The sequence below is a fragment of the Nocardia sp. NPDC088792 genome (genome assembly GCF_044750615.1).
Taxonomy (GTDB): domain Bacteria; phylum Actinomycetota; class Actinomycetes; order Mycobacteriales; family Mycobacteriaceae; genus Nocardia.
In genome coordinates this window covers 1,445,323-1,463,541 of the sequence record NZ_JBIVKC010000003.1, presented here as the reverse complement: position 1 = coordinate 1,463,541, position 18,219 = coordinate 1,445,323, and the positions used below count along the sequence as shown (strand labels likewise).

The 18,219-nt window shown below is 65.3% G+C and carries 12 protein-coding genes; 8 read left to right on the top strand and 4 right to left on the bottom strand.

What is annotated here, in order from left to right:
• Positions 1-17 precede the first annotated feature (17 nt).
• On the top strand, positions 18-7,460 hold the full coding sequence (locus ACIP5Y_RS24830; RefSeq protein WP_400353182.1) for a beta-ketoacyl synthase N-terminal-like domain-containing protein: 7,443 nt from the start codon (positions 18-20) through the stop codon (positions 7,458-7,460).
• A 231-nt stretch (positions 7,461-7,691) separates the two neighbouring features.
• On the opposite strand, the gene ACIP5Y_RS24825 is transcribed toward ACIP5Y_RS24830, so the two are convergent.
• Positions 7,692-8,045, bottom strand: a complete 354-nt coding sequence (locus tag ACIP5Y_RS24825; protein WP_400353181.1) for a hypothetical protein — start codon at positions 8,043-8,045, stop codon at positions 7,692-7,694.
• Positions 8,042-9,613 (bottom strand): peroxidase family protein, encoded by a 1,572-nt coding sequence (locus ACIP5Y_RS24820; protein WP_400353180.1) that lies wholly within the window; start codon positions 9,611-9,613, stop codon positions 8,042-8,044. Before ACIP5Y_RS24820 ends, ACIP5Y_RS24825 begins: the two co-directional genes overlap by 4 nt.
• A gap of 342 nt (positions 9,614-9,955) precedes the next feature.
• On the opposite strand from ACIP5Y_RS24820, the gene ACIP5Y_RS24815 reads away from it, so the two are divergent.
• Genes ACIP5Y_RS24815 through hemC form a run of 3 tightly spaced genes read left to right on the top strand, consistent with a single transcriptional unit; the run spans position 9,956 to position 13,967 of the window.
• Positions 9,956-11,590: a PfaD family polyunsaturated fatty acid/polyketide biosynthesis protein gene (locus tag ACIP5Y_RS24815; RefSeq protein ID WP_400353179.1), complete on the top strand. Its 1,635-nt coding sequence runs from the start codon at positions 9,956-9,958 to the stop codon at positions 11,588-11,590.
• Positions 11,591-11,624: 34 nt separating this feature from the next.
• Positions 11,625-12,902 carry a cytochrome P450 gene (locus ACIP5Y_RS24810; protein WP_400353177.1) on the top strand — a complete coding sequence of 426 codons (1,278 nt, stop codon included), beginning with the start codon at positions 11,625-11,627 and terminating at the stop codon, positions 12,900-12,902.
• 51 nt (positions 12,903-12,953) lie between these two features.
• Positions 12,954-13,967: a hydroxymethylbilane synthase gene (hemC, locus tag ACIP5Y_RS24805; RefSeq protein WP_400353175.1), complete on the top strand. Its 1,014-nt coding sequence runs from the start codon at positions 12,954-12,956 to the stop codon at positions 13,965-13,967.
• An 81-nt stretch (positions 13,968-14,048) separates the two neighbouring features.
• Here hemC and ACIP5Y_RS24800 read toward each other — a convergent pair whose 3' ends face one another.
• Complete coding sequence (locus ACIP5Y_RS24800; protein WP_400353173.1) at positions 14,049-14,648, bottom strand: GntR family transcriptional regulator; 600 nt, start codon at positions 14,646-14,648, stop codon at positions 14,049-14,051.
• 512 nt (positions 14,649-15,160) lie between these two features.
• Between ACIP5Y_RS24800 and ACIP5Y_RS24795 the strand changes: the two genes are divergently transcribed.
• Complete coding sequence (locus tag ACIP5Y_RS24795) at positions 15,161-15,610, top strand: SRPBCC family protein (RefSeq protein WP_400353171.1); 450 nt, start codon at positions 15,161-15,163, stop codon at positions 15,608-15,610.
• A 76-nt stretch (positions 15,611-15,686) separates the two neighbouring features.
• Complete coding sequence (locus tag ACIP5Y_RS24790; protein ID WP_400353169.1) at positions 15,687-16,103, top strand: nuclear transport factor 2 family protein; 417 nt, start codon at positions 15,687-15,689, stop codon at positions 16,101-16,103.
• A 48-nt stretch (positions 16,104-16,151) separates the two neighbouring features.
• Here ACIP5Y_RS24790 and ACIP5Y_RS24785 read toward each other — a convergent pair whose 3' ends face one another.
• The gene (locus tag ACIP5Y_RS24785) at positions 16,152-16,880 is read right to left on the bottom strand and encodes an SDR family oxidoreductase (RefSeq protein ID WP_400353168.1); all 729 of its coding nucleotides are present in this window, start codon (positions 16,878-16,880) and stop codon (positions 16,152-16,154) included.
• A gap of 69 nt (positions 16,881-16,949) precedes the next feature.
• On the opposite strand from ACIP5Y_RS24785, the gene ACIP5Y_RS24780 reads away from it, so the two are divergent.
• Positions 16,950-17,324 (top strand): MerR family transcriptional regulator, encoded by a 375-nt coding sequence (locus ACIP5Y_RS24780; RefSeq protein WP_400353166.1) that lies wholly within the window; start codon positions 16,950-16,952, stop codon positions 17,322-17,324.
• Between the two features lie 290 nt (positions 17,325-17,614).
• Positions 17,615-18,202, top strand: coding sequence for a class I SAM-dependent methyltransferase (locus tag ACIP5Y_RS24775; protein ID WP_400353165.1), 588 nt, complete (start codon positions 17,615-17,617; stop codon positions 18,200-18,202).
• Positions 18,203-18,219 lie beyond the last annotated feature (17 nt).

The following is an 18,219-nucleotide window of genomic DNA, read 5'->3' as shown; positions in this document are numbered from 1 at the left end:
TCCTCTGGAGGTCGAGGATGCCTTCCTTTCCCGCCGTCGCGATCGTCGGGCGTGGTTGTGTCCTGCCCGGCGCGCTGTGTTCGTCCGAGCTGTGGGAGTTGGTGATCTCGGGGCGGACGAGCCTGGCCCACATCCCGGACGGCCGGTGGCGAGTGCCGCCGTCCGCGATGTCGACGCCGGGCTCCGATTTCGCCTGGCATGACATCGGTGGCTATGTCACCGGTTTCGACGAAATCTTCGATCCGACCGGTTTCGCGTTGCAGCCCAAGGATTTACACGCCTTCGATCCGGCCGTCCGCTGGGTCCTGGAAGCGGCGCGGCAGGCCTTGCGCGAGGCGGGAGACGTGCCGCTGGAACATGACCGGCGGGGCATGGTGCTCGGACACCTTGCGCTCCCCAGCACGACCATGGCGCGCTACGCCGAAAGCATCTGGCTCCGCGATGGATCCGCGCTCGACCCGCGCAGCCGGTTCTGGCCCGGTCTGACCGCGCATGTCCTTGCCCGCGCACTCGACTTGGGAGCCGGCGCGTTTGCACTCGATGCGGCATGCGCCTCGTCGATCTATGCGGTGAAGCTCGCCTGTGATCGCCTGCACGACGGCCGCGCCGATCTCATGCTTGCCGGTGCGGTGAACAGCGCCGATGCTTTGTTCCTCCAAACAGGTTTCACCGCGCTGGGGGCTCTGAGCCCCACCGGCAGGTCGCGGCCGTTCGATCGGGACGCGGATGGGCTGATACCCGCCGAGGGCGCCGCACTGGTGGCATTGATGCGCCTGCAGGACGCCGTCGATCGAGATCTTCCGATCCTCGGAGTGATCCGCGGAGTCGGGCTCGGAAACGACGGACGCGGGAACGGATTGCTGGCTCCCGACGAATCGGGACAGGATCGGGTGATGCGATCGGCTTATGCCGCAGCAGGATTCGGCCCGGAGACGGTATCGCTGCTGGAGTGCCATGCCACCGGAACGGCGATCGGGGATCGGGCCGAAATCCGCAGCACGGCTCGCGTCTTCACGGCGTCGGCGGATCTGCCGGTGGGCTCCTCGAAAGCGAACTTCGGTCATCTGATCACGGTGGCAGGGGCCGCAGGTCTGCTGAAAGTACTGGGCGCGATGCAGGCCGGCGTCCGGCCGCTGACCCCGGGAGTGGAACGGCCACTGTCCGCACTGGATGGAACGCCGCTGCGGGTCGTGCGGAGCAACGAACCCTGGAACGGTGCGCGCCGGGCCGCGGTGAGCGCGTTCGGATTCGGGGGAAACAACGCACACCTGATCGTCGACTCATGGGCGCACGGTCCCGATGACCTGACCGCCCGCACGCCGGCGCGTCCCCGTGGAGCTGAAACGCCGGTACGAAAGTCGCGGAGGCAGGTGGCGGTGGTCGCGCTCGGCGCCCGGGTCGGCGACGGCCGCGACACTGCCGATTTCACCGAATCCCTCCTGACCGGTATCGCACCATCGGCCGCCAGGCAGACCGTCGAGATGCAACTCGACGGGCTGCGATTCCCACCTGCGGACCTCGGCGCCGCCCAGGCCCAGCAGTTGCTGATCCTGGAGGCCGCTCGGGAGGCCGCCGGTGGCATCCGTCTGCCCCGCGATCGGACCTTGGTATTGATCGGGATGGGTTGTGACCCAGAGGTTTCCCGCTACATCCTGCGTTGGCGGGTGCTGGCTGGATTGCCGGGTATCGCCCCCGAATCGGCGGACTCGGTCGCACCGGCGCTCAGTGCTGCCGGTGTGCTCGGCTGTCTGGCCAATGTGGTGGCGAATCGGATCAGCCGGCAGTTGGATCTGCAGGGTCCCAGCGTCGCGGTGTCCGCCGAGGAGGCATCCGGACAGGTCGCACTGCAGTTGGCTGCGCGGGCCATCGGAGCCGGTGAGGCAGATGCTGCCCTGGTCGGGGCTGTCGACCTTTCCGATGAGCCGGTGCATCGCGCGGCCACCGCCGCGTTGGGGCTGGATCGCGAGCCCGGCGACGCCGCCGTGGTGATCGCGCTGAAGAACCTCGATCTCGCTCGTCGTGATGGCGAGCCGGTGCTGGCGATCCTGGATCCGGACGAGTCGCAGGGAGCCGGGCTGGTGCTGGGGTCGCAGATCGGGGCTGTGTTCGGCTCGGCGCATGCCGCGCAGGGGCTGGTGTCGGTGGCCGCGGCGGTGCAAGCGCTACACCATCGGGCCCGGCCATTTGCCGGTGCTCCGGCTCAGCCGTGGCTTGCGGGTGCTGCTGTGGAGGTGACGACGGGCCCGATCGCGGCCGCGCCCATCCGGACGAGTGTGCGGGTCGGGGAGGTATCGGGCTGGCTGCAACGGCCCGCTCTACGACCGTTTGTGTTCTCCGGCGCCGATCGAGCCGATGTCATCGCCGCTCTCGAGCAAGGCCGTCGGTCGAGTGCAGGCCCTGCTCGGCTGGTCATTCTCGCCGAGAATCCGGATCGGCTCGTCGATCGGCGACAGCGGGCGGGTCACTGGTTGCGCGGGGAGACGCCACAGCCGGACTGGGCGGTATTCCGTGAGCAGCCCCTCTCGGGCGAGATCGCGTTCGTCTATACCGGTGGCGCCGCCGCCTACCCGGGTATGGGGCGAGAACTCACCCTCGCATTTCCGCACGCGGTAGGTGACCTGATTGCTCGCTGCCCGTCGCTGCCCGAGGCGATCTCCTGGCTGTACGACGGGAATGCGCGGCCCAGCGATGCGGTACTACGGATCTGCGGGGCGACCTACCTGAGTCATCTCCACACGCATATCACGCGTGACGTTATGGGTGTCGCACCACATGCGGCCCTGGGCTATTCGTCGGGGGAGAGCGCGGCGCTCACTGCGCTGGGAGCGTGGCCCGACCTGATGGATCTGATCCGCGATTTTCGGGAATCTCCTTTGTTCACAAGAGAACTCGCCGGAGAGTTCGAGGCGGTACGCCGGGTATGGCGGCGTGCGGGCATCACCGGTACGCGATGGGTCGCGTATCTGGTCGCCGTGGGGCCCGAGCAGGTGAGACAAGCTCTGCAGGACGAGCCGGCGGTCTATCTCATGGCGGTCAACTCACCCGTCTCCTGCACCATCGGTGGCGAACCGGCCGCCTGCGATCGGGTGCTGGCCCGGCTCGATCCCGACTACGCGCTCCCGCTGGACTATGAGCTGGCAGTGCACGCGTCGGTGCTGTCGGAGGTGCACGACGAGTGGCGCGCGCTGCATCTGCGCCCGACCGCGCCGGTGCCCGGCGTCCGCTTCTACAGTTGCGGCCGCGGCGACTGGTTCAGCGCCGATGCCGACGCGGCCGCCGATGCGAGCGTCGCTCATGCCCTGAACGGTGTGGACTTCGCCGGCACGGTCGAGCGGGCCTGGGCGGACGGCGTCCGGATCTTCATCGAGCACGGCCCGCGGGCCATGTGCACCGAATGGATCGGCCAGACACTCGGCGACCGCGAGTATCTCGCGGTGGCACTGGGCGGAACCGGCCGGGACGAGATGGACCAGCTGGCCCGATGCGTGGCGGAGTTGATCGCCGCCGGAGTGGACCTGAACGTCGATGCCCTCTACTCGCAGCTGACGGCGTGTAGTCCGGAACCCCGAGACGGGTCGGATCGGTTGCTGCGCTTCACAGCACATCCCCCGGCCATTGCGCTGTCCATCCATCCCGAGCCTGCGGCGGCTGCGCCCTCATCGATCATCGAAGGGGTGCGACCGCGAACCGATGCGAGGCCGGACCGGTCGGGCGTGGTGCTCGGTGCGGCGCTGAGTGCACACCACGCGTGCGTCAGCCGGGTCCATCGGGATTTCGTTGCCCTGCAACATGATTTCCAGCATCGGTTCCTCGCTCATCGAGTGGCGGCGACTGCTCTGCTTCGATGCGAGCCGCGAAATGGGGTGCTGTACAAGGGGTTCAGCGGCGCTGTCATCGACAGGCAACAGTTGGAGTTCCTCGCGACCGGATCGGTCTCTGCCGTATTCGGGCCGATGTTCGAACCGCAGGACGGGCATCGACGGCAGACCAGGATGCCTGCGCCGCCCATGCTCCTCGCTGATCGGGTCGTGCGGATCGATGCGATACCGGGCTCGATGGGCACGGGGACCATATGGACCCGAACCGATGTGCGGCTCGACTCCTGGTATCTGGACCCGGCCGGCCGGATGCCCGGCGGAATCATGATCGAAGCCGGCCAGGCCGACCTGCTGCTCATCAGCTGGCTCGGCGTGGATCTGCGAAATGACGAGGAACGGGTCTATCGGCTGCTCGGCATGGAGCCGACCTTCCATGGCAATCCACCCGTGCCCGGTGAAACGCTCACCTACGAGATCACCATCGACGGCCATGCCGACACCGATGGGGTGCGGCTGTTCTTCTTCCACTACGACTGCCGGGTGGATGGTGAGTTGCGGCTCAGTGTCCGCAACGGCCAGGCCGGCTTCTTCACCGACGAGGAGCTGCGCAATTCCCGGGGAGTGCTCTGGACTCCGGCCGAGCTCACCGCATCGGCGGAGCTGTCCGATCCGCCTGGCGTCCGTACCGGGATTCGCACGTTCGGCCCCGACCGCGTGGCCGCGTTCGCCGCAGGCCGGCTCGGGGATTGTTTCGGTCTGTCGTGGGCGAAAGCCGGTGCCCACGTGCGTACTCCCAGGCTGATGCGGCCCGGATTGCGACTGTTCCGGACAGTCTCCGACTTCGATCCGGAGGGCGGGCCGCACGGCCGCGGCTACCTCCGCGCGGAGCTGCCCATCACGGCGGACAGTTGGTTCTTCGAGGGGCACTTCGAGAACGACCCCTGCATGCCGGGGACGCTGATGCTGGAGGGCTGTCTGCAGGCCATGGCCTTCTACCTCACCGCGCTGGGACACACCCTCGAGCGGGACGGCTGGCGATTCGAGATCGTACCGGACCGGAGCTACCGTATGCGCTGTCGAGGACAGGCCACTCCTGCCAGCCGGAATCTGGTCTACGAAGTCTTCGTCGGTCACGTCACGGTGGATCCTCATCCCACCGTGACCGCCGATCTGCTGGTCAGTGTCGATGGAGTCAAGGCGTTTCACGTCGGCGGCCTGGCCTTGCGGCTCGTCCCGGACTGGCCACTCGATCACTGGCGTCACCTCGGTACCCCCGCGGTGCAGGACACCGGTGTACTCGTTCCGGTGTCTGGGCTGGGAGGGCTGCTCGGATACGAGGAGGCCGGGAACGTCGCCGTGATCGACGGTGTCGCACTCGGATACGCGTCACTGCTGGCGTGCGCCTGGGGTCGCCCCGCCGAGATGATGGGCGGGAGGCTCGCCCACCTGAACGAAGGCACCCGGCACGCCAGACTGCCCGGACCGCCCTACCACTTCATGTCCCGGATCACCGATCTCACCTGCGCACCGGGCGAACGGGCGATCGGCACCAGGATGATCGCCGAGTACGACGTTCCCCCGGTCGCGTGGTTCTGGACGGCGAACGGTGCCGGCTCGATGCCGTTCTGCGTGCTGCTGGAGGTCGCGCTGCAGCCGTGCGGCTGGCTGTCGCTCTACACCGCTGATCTTCCGCCCGGCGCGGCCGAACTGTTGTTCCGCAACCTCGACGGGCACGGGACTCTGGACGGGAAGATCACGTCGGCCACCCGAGTGCTGCGGACCGAGATCGAACTGGTCGATCTCTCCCGGACCGAAGAGATGATCATCGACTCCTTCGAGGTCCGCGTGTTCGCCGACGACCGTCCGGTCGCCGCGCTGCACTGCGTCTTCGGGTTCTTCCCGCCGGAGGCCTTCGCCGGGCAACCGGGGCTGCCACCGTCCGAGGGAGATACGGCCCGGTTGATGCAGCCGACAGCCGTCGATCTCACCGGTCTGCCCACCGGTCTGCCCCGGCCTGCCGGCTCGATGCTGTCGATGCTGGACCGCATCACCGGCTATTGGCCCGAGGGCGGCCGAGCCGGGTTGGGCAGGCTGCGCGCCGAGAAGACGGTACGTCCCGACGACTGGTACTTCCGTGCCCATTTCTTTCAGGACCCGGTCCAGCCGGGCTCGCTCGGGCTGGAGGCCATGCTGCAACTCCTGCAGTGCTACCTGACCTACGCGGGCATGACGGCACAGGTGGCCGAGCCCTGCTTCGAGACATGGCTGGACGAACGCCCCGTGACCTGGAAGTTCCGGGGTCAGGTCGTCCCTGATGACGGCATCGTCACCGTGGAACTCGAGGTCGTCGAGACCGGAACCGATGACCGAGGCCCGTTCGCGATCGCGGACGCCTGGCTCTGGGTCGACGGCCGCCGGATCTATCACGCCACCAACCTCGGTATGCGGGTCGCCTCCGGTGCGGGTTCCGGGAACGCGACGGCTCCGATCGAGGAGGTGCTCGATCCCGAGATCGATACCTGGCTGGCGGATCACCGTCCGATCTGGACAGTCCCCGCACTCCCCATGATGTCGATCCTCGATCGGATCGCGCGGGCGGCAGCCGAGTACGGCGGCAGGCCGGTGGCCGGATTGCGTGATGTCCGGGTTCATCGATGGGTAGTGGTCGACCGGCCGGTGCGGTTGAGCGCAACGGTGGCCGCCTCACCCGATGACGTCGATCGGTTACAGGTCGAACTCCGTTGCCGCCGTGCAGGATCCACCGACGAGGAAACGGTCGCGACGGGAACGGCACTGGTGGGCGGCCCGCCGCCGCTGCCGCCGCCGCTGCCCCCGATGACCTCGCTCCGCAGTGTGGAGCTTCCCTACGAGCGGGGGAGGGTCTTTCACGGGCCGGCGTTTCAATATCTGGCCGAGCTTCAGGAAGGCCCGTCGGGGGCGTCCGGTGTACTGAACGCGGATCTGGGCAGCGTTCCCCGCGGCCATCTTCATCAGGGATTGCTGGACGCCGCGATCCACGTCATCCCGCATACCGATTTATGGATGTGGTCCGAGCGGATCGAACGTGGCCGGGTCGGCTTCCCGCACAAGGTGGTGACCGCGGACTTCCATGGGCCGCTGCCCGACAGCGGGACGCTACGGGTGGATGCGCGATTCGCCGGATTCGACCGAGACAACGACCTGCTGCCCATGTTCGATGTCCGGATCTTGTCGGAGGACCGGCCGCTGATCTGCTTGCGGCTGGTGGAGTTGCTGCTGCCGATGGGGCCACTGGCCCGATCCGCGCCCGACGACAGGAGAGCGTTTCTGCGCGATCGCCGCCACATCCCGGGATTCGGGCTGTCGACCTTCGACGGCGACACGGCACACCTGGACCTCGGGGATCTCGAGAGTCTGGACTGGTTCCCCGAGACGATCGCAGACGTCTACCGCCTGCCGCCCGGCTGCGATGGGTTGCGACGACTTGTCGAGGTCGCGGTCCGTGACCATGTCGCTCAGCGCGCCGGCGTTCATCCCAGCGAGGTGCTGCCCGCCGCCGATATGCGATCGGCGCGTATCGAAAACCGCTCCGGCGAGCCATTTCTCGTGCAGGCCGAGGTATCGGGCCACAGCGTGATCGTGCGTCGGAGGCAATCCGTCTGAGCGCGCTCCGGCTCGACCGGACATCGATGCGGTCGAGCGGAGCGGCAGTAGCACGGTCACCGGGCAACGGCGCCCGGCACGGGCCCGGGTTCGACAATGACGTCGGCCCGGGCCCGGCAGTACACGCCGCAGCGCGACATCATCGGCTGCAGCGCAACATTATCGGCAGCGTGCATGACCGAGCGAGCCCCCGAATCTCGGCACGGATTCGGGGGCTCGCTCGGCCTTTGATCAATGTTCGTCTGTATCGGGCGGGACGTAGGCGGTAGACGACGGTCGGCCCGGGATGGGAAGACGATTGATGGCGAGCTGCGAGAGCTGCCGGAGCGTCTGTATGCCGGGTGGTGTGGGCAGCGGCCATGCTGCCCCGGCTGTGGTCTTACCTTCGAGCAGGGCAGCGATCTGCCCGAGTTCCTTTGCCGCAGTACGGCACCGGGCAGCGTAGGTGGTCATGAACGCATAGAACTGGGAGGAGACTCCAGTGGCCCCGTGCAAGCGGGTACCGAGTTCCTCGAGCCGGGTGGCGCAGTCTTCGAGGGTCGCGGCGTCGGCGGTGAGGCTCCGGGCTTTGTCGGTTGTGGTCATCGAATGTCCTGGCGGCTCATGGTCACCAGCCGGGGCTGGGGGTCCTCGGGCATATTGCGGTGCAGTACATCCGACAGGGTCCGGGTGGTAGCGATGACCTCCATGCCGAGTTCGGAGAATGTCGCGGTGTTGAAGATGCGCGGCGCCACCAGCGGATTGGTCAGCGCCTGCGAGAACGCGTCGATCGCGATGATCTTGGTGAGGAGTGGCCCCAGGATGGCCACGCCCGATCCGCGCTCTTCGGCGAAGAGCCCGACGTAGAGGTCGATGTCGTCCACGCTCTTGTACAGATCTCGAATCGCGTTGCTCACCTTCGGATCACTGGAAAGCTGCCGGAAGTCGTGGATCGGGCGCATCCGCAGGTGCCGGCGATAGGCGTTGTACGGCGCGAGTTTCAGCTGACGGGATCGGACGATGCTGGCGAGGTCGGTGGGTACGAGCGAAGCATCGGTATTGAACAGGCCGATCTGTCCTGCCGTCTGCCGTGAGGCATCTTCGAATGTCCTGCCCAGACCGACCTTGGGCAGTAGCTGACCGGCGTAGAGGGTTTGTGTGACAGGTATTTCGCGCCCGCCGACATCGAGGATGGAGGGAATAAGGCTGTGCCAGCGATAGACGAGATTGAACTCCACCGACGCCCAGTTCTGCCGCTGCCAGGGTGAGTCGGCGACGTTGCGGCTCAGCTGCGGGGTCAGTTTGAACTGGAAGTGGTAAGGCGTGATGTGGTTGATGTACTCCTCGAGCACGAGCTTGAGCAGCACCACGATGAGGGTGTTACGGCTCGTTTGGAACAGCCGTTCGTCATCCCAGTCGGGATGCTCCTCGGCCATCAACCGCGCCAGTCGATTGTGCTCGCGCAGGAACAGCACCGTAAGCATGGTGAAGCCGATCTGACTGTTGCCGCGGTCGCTGCCGGTAGCGAACAGGGTGTCACGCTGGGCTTTGGTGAGCTCGCTCCAATGGACTACCCCGAGTGCCGAGAACTCCGCCTTGATCTTCCCCTGTTCACAAAGGTAGGGCGGGAATTCGCCGCTGTTGATGAATTGGCTCTTGAGTCGGCCGCCCTCGAAGGCACGCAGCTGGGCGGTGGCCTGGTCGTTGAGCCCGTAGAGCTGGTTGAGGTCGATGCTGTGGTTGGAGGAGTTCTTGCGGGGATCCGGCGGGACGTGGCTGTCGCTGCGCAGAAAACCATCGGTGAACCACTGGGCGAAATACGCCAGCATCACTGTCGAGCGCCGGCACGGAATCATCGGACCGGTGCGGGTGAACAGGCTTTCGGTCGCCTTGACCGAGGGTCTGCCGGTCTCGGCGTCGTCGATCGGCGGCAGATGTCGCCCGCTGTAGGTGCGGTCGTTCAGTGAGGACCAGGAGGTGTACGGGGCCATGGTGCTCAACGGCTCGGGCCGGGGCGGCATTTCGCGGATCGCGTGATCGATCAGGTAGGTATTGAGGCCTTCCCGCACGGGTGCGACGCGCTGGGCAAGATCCCACACCGCTCGACCGTTCGTCAGGGCCAGATACCTCAGCCGGTTGGCTGCGCCGTCGGTGGCGATGCTGCGGGCTTTCATTTCACCATTCCTTCTTCGGCGACCCGATCTGTTGTCGACTGCCGGGTCCTGCTCTGAAGTACGTCGCGAGAATTATCGAGTAAATTCATGCGCCTACGCCTCCTTCCTGAACGCGCGATCCATTGTTTATCGAATATGAGCGCCATCGCCGTGACAACCATGCAACGCAACAAGTGTGAACACCGTCCGAGGAGCCGGTCAATACGTGTGAGCTGCAACTTTCGTATTCCATCCCATGGATCACGGACCACGACCTTCTTCTCATAGAAGAGGCGATATTGTCGGCCGAGAATTGTTCTCGGACATATTCTGTCCGGACGCCCGACAGCGAAGGCCGCGTGCATGAACACCGAAGTGCTGCCCCGAATGGATTGGCCCGCCGGTATCACGCTCACGTGGTGCCCGGGCGAAATGTCGCCGGTGTTCGACGGGACCGGGATCGCCGGACTCGCCGCGCGCATTCGTGAGCCGCTGTACCTGCTGGCGGCCGGCGGTGGGGCGAACACCGGTGTAGGAGTCGGCGGCACGATCACCGCATCCGGAGCAGGTTCGTACCGGGTCGTGGGGCTACTGCCGCCGTTGTATCCGGAATGGCTGGGCGACCGGACCTTCGGTGAGACGCACGGAGCCCGCTTTCCTTACGTCTCAGGCGAAATGGCCAACGGGATCGCCACCACGTCCTTGGTCATCGCCATGGCACGGGCGGACATGATGGGTTTCTTCGGCGCCGCGGGCCTCGCGCCCGCGCGCGTGGCCGAGGCTGTCGCGGAACTGGGAGCGGCGCTGCCCGAACGTTCCAACTGGGGGGTGAATCTCATTCACTCGCCCGCCGAGCCGGACACCGAAGCGGCAGTGGCCGACATACTGCTGGCCCGGCGGGTCCCGGCGGTCTCCCTCTCGGCGTACATGGAACTCACCCCCGCGGTGGTGCGGGTCGCAGCGAGCGGGCTGACCTGCGATGCCCAGGGCAGAATCCACCGTCGGCGCAGTGTCTTCGCCAAAGTGTCGCGGCCTGAAGTGGCCGCTCATTTCATGGCTCCCGCACCCGGGGAACTGTTGCGGGAGTTGGTCGATCGAGGTGAGCTCACCGCGCAGGAGGCGGAGCTGGCCGCGCGGGTTCCGGTTGCCGAGGACATCACGGTGGAGGCCGACAGCGGTGGCCATACCGACAACCGCCCGCTGACCGCGATGCTTCCGGCCGTACTCATGTTGCGCGACAAGATGATTCGCCACTACGGATACGATCGGCCGATTCGGGTGGGCGCCGCGGGTGGGCTCGGTACGCCCGGGTCGGTGGCTGCGGCCTTCTCCCTCGGCGCCGCGTACGTGCTGACCGGTTCCATCAATCAGGCCGCAGTCGAGTCCGGGCTGTCCACCGACGGTAAGCAGCTGCTTGCCGGCGCGGGTGCGGCCGACGTGGCCATGGCGCCTGCGGCGGACATGTTCGAGCTGGGGGTGAGACTGCAGGTACTGCGTCGCGGCACCTTGTTTCCCTTTCGCGCCGAGCGGCTCTATCAGATCTATTCGAGCCATACGTCGTGGGCGACCGTGCCCGAGCCGGTTCGCGTCAAGATCGAGAAGGAGTGGTTCCGGGCATCGTTCGACGACATCTGGGCCGGCACCCGCACGTTCTGGCAGGCGCGCGAGCCCGCACAGGTAACCCGAGCCGAACGGGACGAGCATCATCGAATGGCCCTGGTCTTTCGCTGGTATCTGGGCATGTCGAGCCGATGGGCGATCCAGGGGGTGGGCGCACGCCGTGGTGATTACCAGATTTGGTGCGGGCCGGCCATGGGTGCCTTCAATCAGTGGACCGAGGCAGGTTTCCTGGCCGATCCGGCCAACCGTTCCGTCGTTCAGATAGCCCGGAATCTGCTCGAGGGTGCGGCCGTATTCACCAGAGCTCAACAATTGCGCAGTTACGGGGTCGCGGTCCCTGATGCGGCTTTCGCATTCTCCCCGCGTCACCTCCCCTGAAACCCGACTGACCACAACACCCACGGATACAACAATGGAGGTCGATCCCATGGCGGCGAACGAGGCAATTTCGGAAAGCTACTTGGATCGGTATGACGCGGCCACCGCAACCGATCAGCTGCAACTTCTACAGAAATGGTTCGTGACCGATTCGCAGGGCTTGTTCGCCGAACTCCGCGAGCATCGCCCGATCCTGGTGACTCCCGCCTTCACGCTGGTGACCAAATTCGCCGACGTGACCGAGGTGCTCTCACGGGAGATGGTCTTCAACTCCCGCTACGACCCGGCCCTGTGCACCGCGCTGGGGGGCCGGCACATTCTGGCCACCGACGGGGATGTCATCAACTGGCGGGAGCGGTCGCTGCTGCAGGTCATGCTCGCCCCCGAGGACGTGCCCCGGCTGCGTGAGGTGGCCGGTCGTTACGCGGACGAGGCCCTGGACGAGGCGATGCCCACCGGCCGCATCGATGCCGCCGGGGGTCTGGTCCGGAAGGTGATCATCCGAATATGCATGGAGTATCTGGGTTTTCGGGGAGCCGACCCGAACGACCTATCGCATTGGGTGCGGCCCATTCTGATCGATATGGTGACCAATTTCGCCAACGACCCCGAGATGCGGAAGGAGACCGAACACGCCGGCGGGGAAATGATGGGCTGTATGCGAGATCTGGTGGCGCAGCGGCGGGCCGGGATCACCGTCCCGCACCGTGATCTGCTCACCAGATTGCTGAACAGCAATATCGGTGCCGGGCTGGACATGGACGACGAGCGGATCTCGATCAACCTGGCCGGCATCCTGCTGGGCTACGTGGAGAACGGGATGGGTTCCGCGACGCATCTGGTGGAGGAATTGCTTCGCCATCCGGAGCTGCCGTTGCGCGATCTCGCGGAAGACGCGGATCGATTCGACCCGTACGTGTGGGAGGCGCTGCGGCTCAATCCCTTCTTCAAGATGCTGTCGCGAAAGTGCGTGAGCGACTACGTTCTTGCGGGCGGCACACCACGGGAGACGTTGATCCCCGCGGGCGCACTGGTGCTCACCTCTATCGAATCGGCGATGTCCGATGAGGACCAGGTATCCGAACCGGCCGCCTTCCGCCTCGATCGGCCCGCCCATATCCTCCAGATGCATTTCGGCTTCGGCCACCACAACTGTGTCGGCTGGCGGCTCGGCCAGGCGACGGTCGCCGAGTCCGTACGCAGACTCTTCCTGCGTGACCCGTGGCCTCTCCCAGCGCCGGAGGGGGAGATCAGGCGGGGACCGGAAGGCTTCCCGCGGCACCTCGTGGTCGGCCTCGGGAGGCGGCCGTGACCACCGTGGTCGGTCATGACCTACGGCGCGCTGCGCCTTAGGGAGCGGATCATGTCGAAGTCGCGCATCGTTCGAATCGCCACCCGATCCAGCCCGATGGCCCTTGTCCAGGCCGAGCGGGTCGCCGGCGGGCTCGCCGACATCGACGCCGATGTCGCTACGGAACTGGTCAAGGTCACTTCTGCCGGGGACCGCTGGATGGGCGATCTGTCCCGGCTGGGTGGCAAGGGCGCGTTTGTGAAGGAGATCGACGACGCATTACTGGACGGACGGGCCGATCTGGCGGTGCATTGCCTCAAGGACATACCCGGTGATATCCCGCTTCCCGCTGGGCTGGCCTTCGCAGCCTACCCACCCCGCGAGGATGTCCATGACGCGGTGATCACCCGCACCGGTATACCGCTGGCGGACATGCCGGAAGGAAGCGTGGTCGGCACCAGTTCCGTGCGGCGCACCGCCCAGCTTCGCCTGCACTACCCGCATCTGCGGGTGAAACCGTTGCGCGGCAACGTCAATACTCGGCTGGCGCGCCTGGACGAGGGGCAAGTCGACGTACTGATCGCGGCGGTATCCGGGTTGCACCGCGTCGAGCAGCAACACCGGATCACCGAAACACTGCCGATCGGTCTCATGTGTCCACCGATCGGCGCGGGGATCATCGCCCTGGTCTGCCGGGCCGACGATAGTGAGCTGCTCGGGCTGGGCGGCGGGCTCGACGATCTGCACACTCGCCGACAGGCGGAAGCCGAGCGTGCCTTGCTGCATGCCCTGCAAGGGCACTGCAATTCACCCATCGCCGGCATATGCACCATCGACGCGGCCGGGCGGCTGTCGTTGCACGGCAAGGTATTCGAGCTCGACGGTTCGAGATGGCTCGACTCCCATCATTGGGGGGTGCCCGAGGATCCCCGAGCGCTCGGCTTCTTCGTCGGCTCCGACCTGTTGCGTCAGGGTGCCCGTTCGATCATCGACTCCATTCCGCATCGCGGGCCGGTGGCGGGTCAGGACATCCCGAACATCTCGCCGGCTCACCCGGATCTGTCACCCGAAGTCAGGGGGATCTGAACGGAATGATCGAGTTTCTGGCCGAGGACGCGGCCGCATATCCCGGACGGTCGGCGCGAGGAGGACTCGAACCCCTTGGTTCTACCGTCGTCCGTCTTGGGTGAGTATGCGATGCGCGGCAGTGATGGTGGTATGAGTCGCGGAGGTGGGGCCGTGGTTGATGATGTGATGCGCGGCGGTGGTGAGGGTGTGAGCCAGCGTCTTCAGGACCGTCGGGTGTAGCCCGCCTAAGGGGCTTCCATCATCGGTTGTGGCCGTTAAGGTTTCGGCCTGTTCGGCGAGTGCGGTGAGACGGTCGGCGGCGTGGTACAGGGTCGCGATGTCGGTATAGCGCTGTTTCCAGCGTTGAGATCCATTGGATTCGCTGCTGTCCGGGTGGCTGCCCTCGTCGTGGGCGCGGGTACCCAGCTCTTCGGCGGTGGTGGCCGTTCGAGGCGATGCGGTGTGCAGCAGTGCAGTGGTGAGGTAAACGCCTCTGCCGGGTTGGGTGGTGGTCAGTCCATGGTCGCGAAGCTTGCGGAGGGCCGCGGCTGCGGTAGCCATGGCGACGCCGTATGTGGTCATGAGCTCGGTTTGGGAGGGGAGTTTGTCTCCCGGCTGGTAGTGCCCGTTGTGGATGGCGGTGATGAGATCGACTGCGATCTCGGCGGCAGTGGCTCGGTAGGCGGGTTCGGTGGACACACCCGAGGACTCTAATTCAAGCGATCTATAGGCATTGAATTAGCCTGATTCGGAGAGCTTCTCGGAGTGAAATTCCGGTGCGAATGAGACAAATCAGGTTCATGGGTTCGCTGTGTCAAAGGCCCCCTACCAGCAATGCTTCATTGAACGATCAACGGTAGGGAACCTTCGCTCAGTGCCGGCGCTCCCGGCGATCGCACCGCTCGCATCTGTGCCGGTAGATCAAGCCACTCCTGCCGCCGGCGTGTCCGGCCCCGATCCGGCCGGTGTGCGGCTGTGGTCCCGATGCTCCGTCTCGATATAGCAGTCCATTCGATTCAGTCATTCAATTATTGCGACGTTCGGACCAGCTGTAATCCATTGACTGTTGGGTCGCGGCCGAATTACCGTGAATGTCAGACGCTCGGACAATATGAGAATTCCGAATCCCGCTTTCTTCTGACACTGTGTGTCCGCTGTCGGCCTTGCGACTCCTGTTTCTGTTATTTCGGCCTTGCCTGAGGAGAATTGACATGACTTACCCTGATCACGCCGACACCGACGCCGCGGTCGTCATCCGGCTGGGCACCCGGGTTTCCGCGCCGATCGAGCGGGTTTGGGCCTTGCTCACCGACATCGACGGCTGGAACACCTGGCGCCCTGACATCGTCGAATCTCGGATGGCTGAACCGCTGGCACCCGGCTCGACCTTCCATTGGAGTACCTCCAGGCTGGCCGTCGACTCGACGATCTATGACGTCGAAGCTCCGCGCCGAATTCTCTGGGGCGGATCTGCACACGGGATCACCGGCATACATCTGTGGACCTTCGAGACCGATGGTGCCGCCACCCTGGTGAATACCGAGATGTCATGGGATGGCGTGCCGGTTCGGGCCGACCTGGAGAACCAGCGCGCCGGACTCACTCAATCGCTGACTCTGTGGCTCGAAAAGCTCTGTGAGACAGCGGAAGCCGCAGCGTGATCGCCCTACTCGTTTCGTTCATCCGTGGCGTGATGTCACGCCGCGTCGCAGATCATTTTTCAGAAAGAGGTGCATTGTGAGTGCGGAGTCCAACATCAAGACAGTCAATTCCCTTTACGCGGCTTTTGTTCACGGTGACGTGCCCGGCCTCCTCGACACGTTGGGCGAGGACATCGACTGGGCAACCGAGACCACGTCTACGGTGGCGCCGTGGTACGGCAAGCGTCACGGCAAGGAAGCGGTCGCATCGTTCGTCCAGCAACTCGGATCGACGATGGAGGTACAGGACTTCACACCCGCCTTGTACGCGGTCGCGGACTCCGATGTGCTCACCGTAGTGCACTTCCGCGGGCGCAACCGCGCCACCGGCGTTTCGGTGGTGATGGATGTCCATCACCGGTTCACCTTCCGCGGAGAAAAGATCGTCTACTACCGCGGCACCGAAGACACCGCACAGATAGAAGCCTCCTTCCACCCGTCCGGCAAGGGCTGAACCGCCGCAGTTGGTGACACTGGCAAGTCGAGGAGAAACCGCACTTCGTCACCGTGGAACTCGAGCGCTTTCTCGGCGGACGAGTTGCGGATAGAGCAGCGCCGGATCCTCGCCGAGGCGCGCCTTCCAGGCCACAGTCTGCGCATCGGCCAGCACCTCGAAGGCGCCTGCTCGCACACCGTCGAGTGCGCGGCGCGCGATCAGGGCCGGGTCGGTCTTGTCGACGTCGATACCGGCCATCATGTCGGTATCGACGCTGGCCATGGCCAATCCGGTGACCTGGGTGCCCTGATCGGCGAGTTCGACGCGGATGCCGTTTGTCAGCGCCCAGGCCGCAGCCTTGGAGGCGGAATAGCTGTTGGAATGTTCGTAGGCCATCCAGGCCATCACCGACAGCACATTGAGCACCGCGCCACCGCCGTTCGCGGCCAGCACCGGGGCGAAGGCGCGGACCATGCGCAAGGTACCGAAGTAGTTGGTCTCCATCTCCTGCCGGATATCGGGCATCGCGCCGTCCACTAGTTTCGCGTACGTCGACATACCGGCGTTGTTGATCAACAGCGTCACGTCACCCGCCGCTGCCGCGGCAGCCGTGACGGACGCATCGTCGGTGACATCCAACCGGATCGGTACCACCCCGGGCAGATCCACATCCTCCGGATTGCGGGCTGCCGCGTAGATCTTCGCTGCACCCCGGCTCTGCAATTCGGTGACGAAGCGTCGGCCGATGCCGCGATTGGCGCCGGTCACCAGTGCGATCGAGTTCTCGAGTTCCATGACCGCTACGCTAAAACCTAACGTCGGCGTGAGAGGCAAGCCGATCGAGCGTGAAAGACGGCACATCTCATGCGAATCGGAGAACTCGCCTACCGCGCGGGTGTCAGCGTGCGCGCCCTGCGGTACTACGAGGAACAGGAACTACTCATCCCCGAGCGCACCGCCTCCGGTCAGCGCGTCTACACCGAGGAAGCGGTCGAGCGGGTACGTATCTTCCAGCTGTTCTACGCGGCCGGACTCGGCAGCCGCACCATCGCAAAGCTGTTGCCTTGCATCGACACCGGCCGCACCACCCCCACCCAACGCGACGAACTACTCGCCGAGCGCGGCCGCCTCGCCGGCAACATCGCCACCATGACCAACGCCCTGCACCGCCTCGACGACCTGATCACGGCTGCCGACCAACGCACCGAGATACTAGCTGCCGGCACTGGGCTGACCTGAGGGTCTCGAATCGCGTCCTGACTGACCAGCAAAAGCTCGCCGCCCGAATCCTCCTGTCACTGACCGCAACTGACGAAATCATCCACCAATCAGCTAGCGGGGCGCGGAATCTCGAAGCCGTGGCCATTTGGCCGCCGTGAGGTGGGCTCAGCGGTACTCTCGGGGTCCGTCGGAACAAGGGGTGTGGGTTACGAATGGTTGATCGTCTGCCAGATCCATCATCGAGTGCTAGTCGTGCACCGAGTCGTGGGGCGCAGAGGCCCTCGCAAGCGGTTGTCTTCGATGAACTTGTGCAGCGCTATGAGACGGCGTACTCGGATCGGCCCGAGCAGGTTCGGGCTGTTGCGTGGCTCGCCGAGCGCGTCGGCGCCGGTGCGCGGGTGCTGGACGTCGGTTGTGGAAGCGGAGTCCCTACTGCTCGCCAGTTGGTGGACACCGGGATGCAGGTTGTAGGTATCGATATCTCGCCTGCGATGGTCTCGGCTGCCTGCGCTGCGGTGCCCGAGGCTGTTTTCCATAACTGCGATGTCTTGGATTTCGCCGAATCAGGGTTCGATGGTGCGGTCGCGTTCTTCTCATTGCTGATGCTGTCCCGATCCGACATATCGCGGGCACTATCGGTGCTCCGTGGGGCGATCGAGCCGGGTGGATATCTGTTGCTCAGTATGGTTGAAGCGGATCTGGACGACGCGCCGGTGAAGTTTCTGGACACCGATGTTCGGGTCAGTGGTTACCACCGTGAGGATCTTCATCGAGTGGTCGAGCAAGCCGGCTTCGTCGTCCTCGAAACGAAGGTTGTCTCCTACATCCCGGCGATCGACCCAGCTGATCCCGAGATCCACCTCTACGTATTTGCCCAACGTCCTGTGCAGGGATAGCAAGCAGGTAGCGAGCT

What these genes read in the sequence shown, in the direction of transcription:
- ACIP5Y_RS24785 (WP_400353168.1), bottom strand. Translation starts at nt 16,880, where the DNA reads ATGGAACTCGAGAACTCGATCGCACTGGTGACCGGCGCCAATCGCGGC.
- ACIP5Y_RS24830 (WP_400353182.1), top strand. Translation starts at nt 18, where the DNA reads ATGCCTTCCTTTCCCGCCGTCGCGATCGTCGGGCGTGGTTGTGTCCTG.
- ACIP5Y_RS24815 (WP_400353179.1), top strand. Translation starts at nt 9,956, where the DNA reads ATGAACACCGAAGTGCTGCCCCGAATGGATTGGCCCGCCGGTATCACG.
- ACIP5Y_RS24825 (WP_400353181.1), bottom strand. Translation starts at nt 8,045, where the DNA reads ATGACCACAACCGACAAAGCCCGGAGCCTCACCGCCGACGCCGCGACC.
- ACIP5Y_RS24810 (WP_400353177.1), top strand. Translation starts at nt 11,625, where the DNA reads ATGGAGGTCGATCCCATGGCGGCGAACGAGGCAATTTCGGAAAGCTAC.
- ACIP5Y_RS24780 (WP_400353166.1), top strand. Translation starts at nt 16,950, where the DNA reads ATGCGAATCGGAGAACTCGCCTACCGCGCGGGTGTCAGCGTGCGCGCC.
- hemC (WP_400353175.1), top strand. Translation starts at nt 12,954, where the DNA reads ATGTCGAAGTCGCGCATCGTTCGAATCGCCACCCGATCCAGCCCGATG.
- ACIP5Y_RS24820 (WP_400353180.1), bottom strand. Translation starts at nt 9,613, where the DNA reads ATGAAAGCCCGCAGCATCGCCACCGACGGCGCAGCCAACCGGCTGAGG.
- ACIP5Y_RS24795 (WP_400353171.1), top strand. Translation starts at nt 15,161, where the DNA reads ATGACTTACCCTGATCACGCCGACACCGACGCCGCGGTCGTCATCCGG.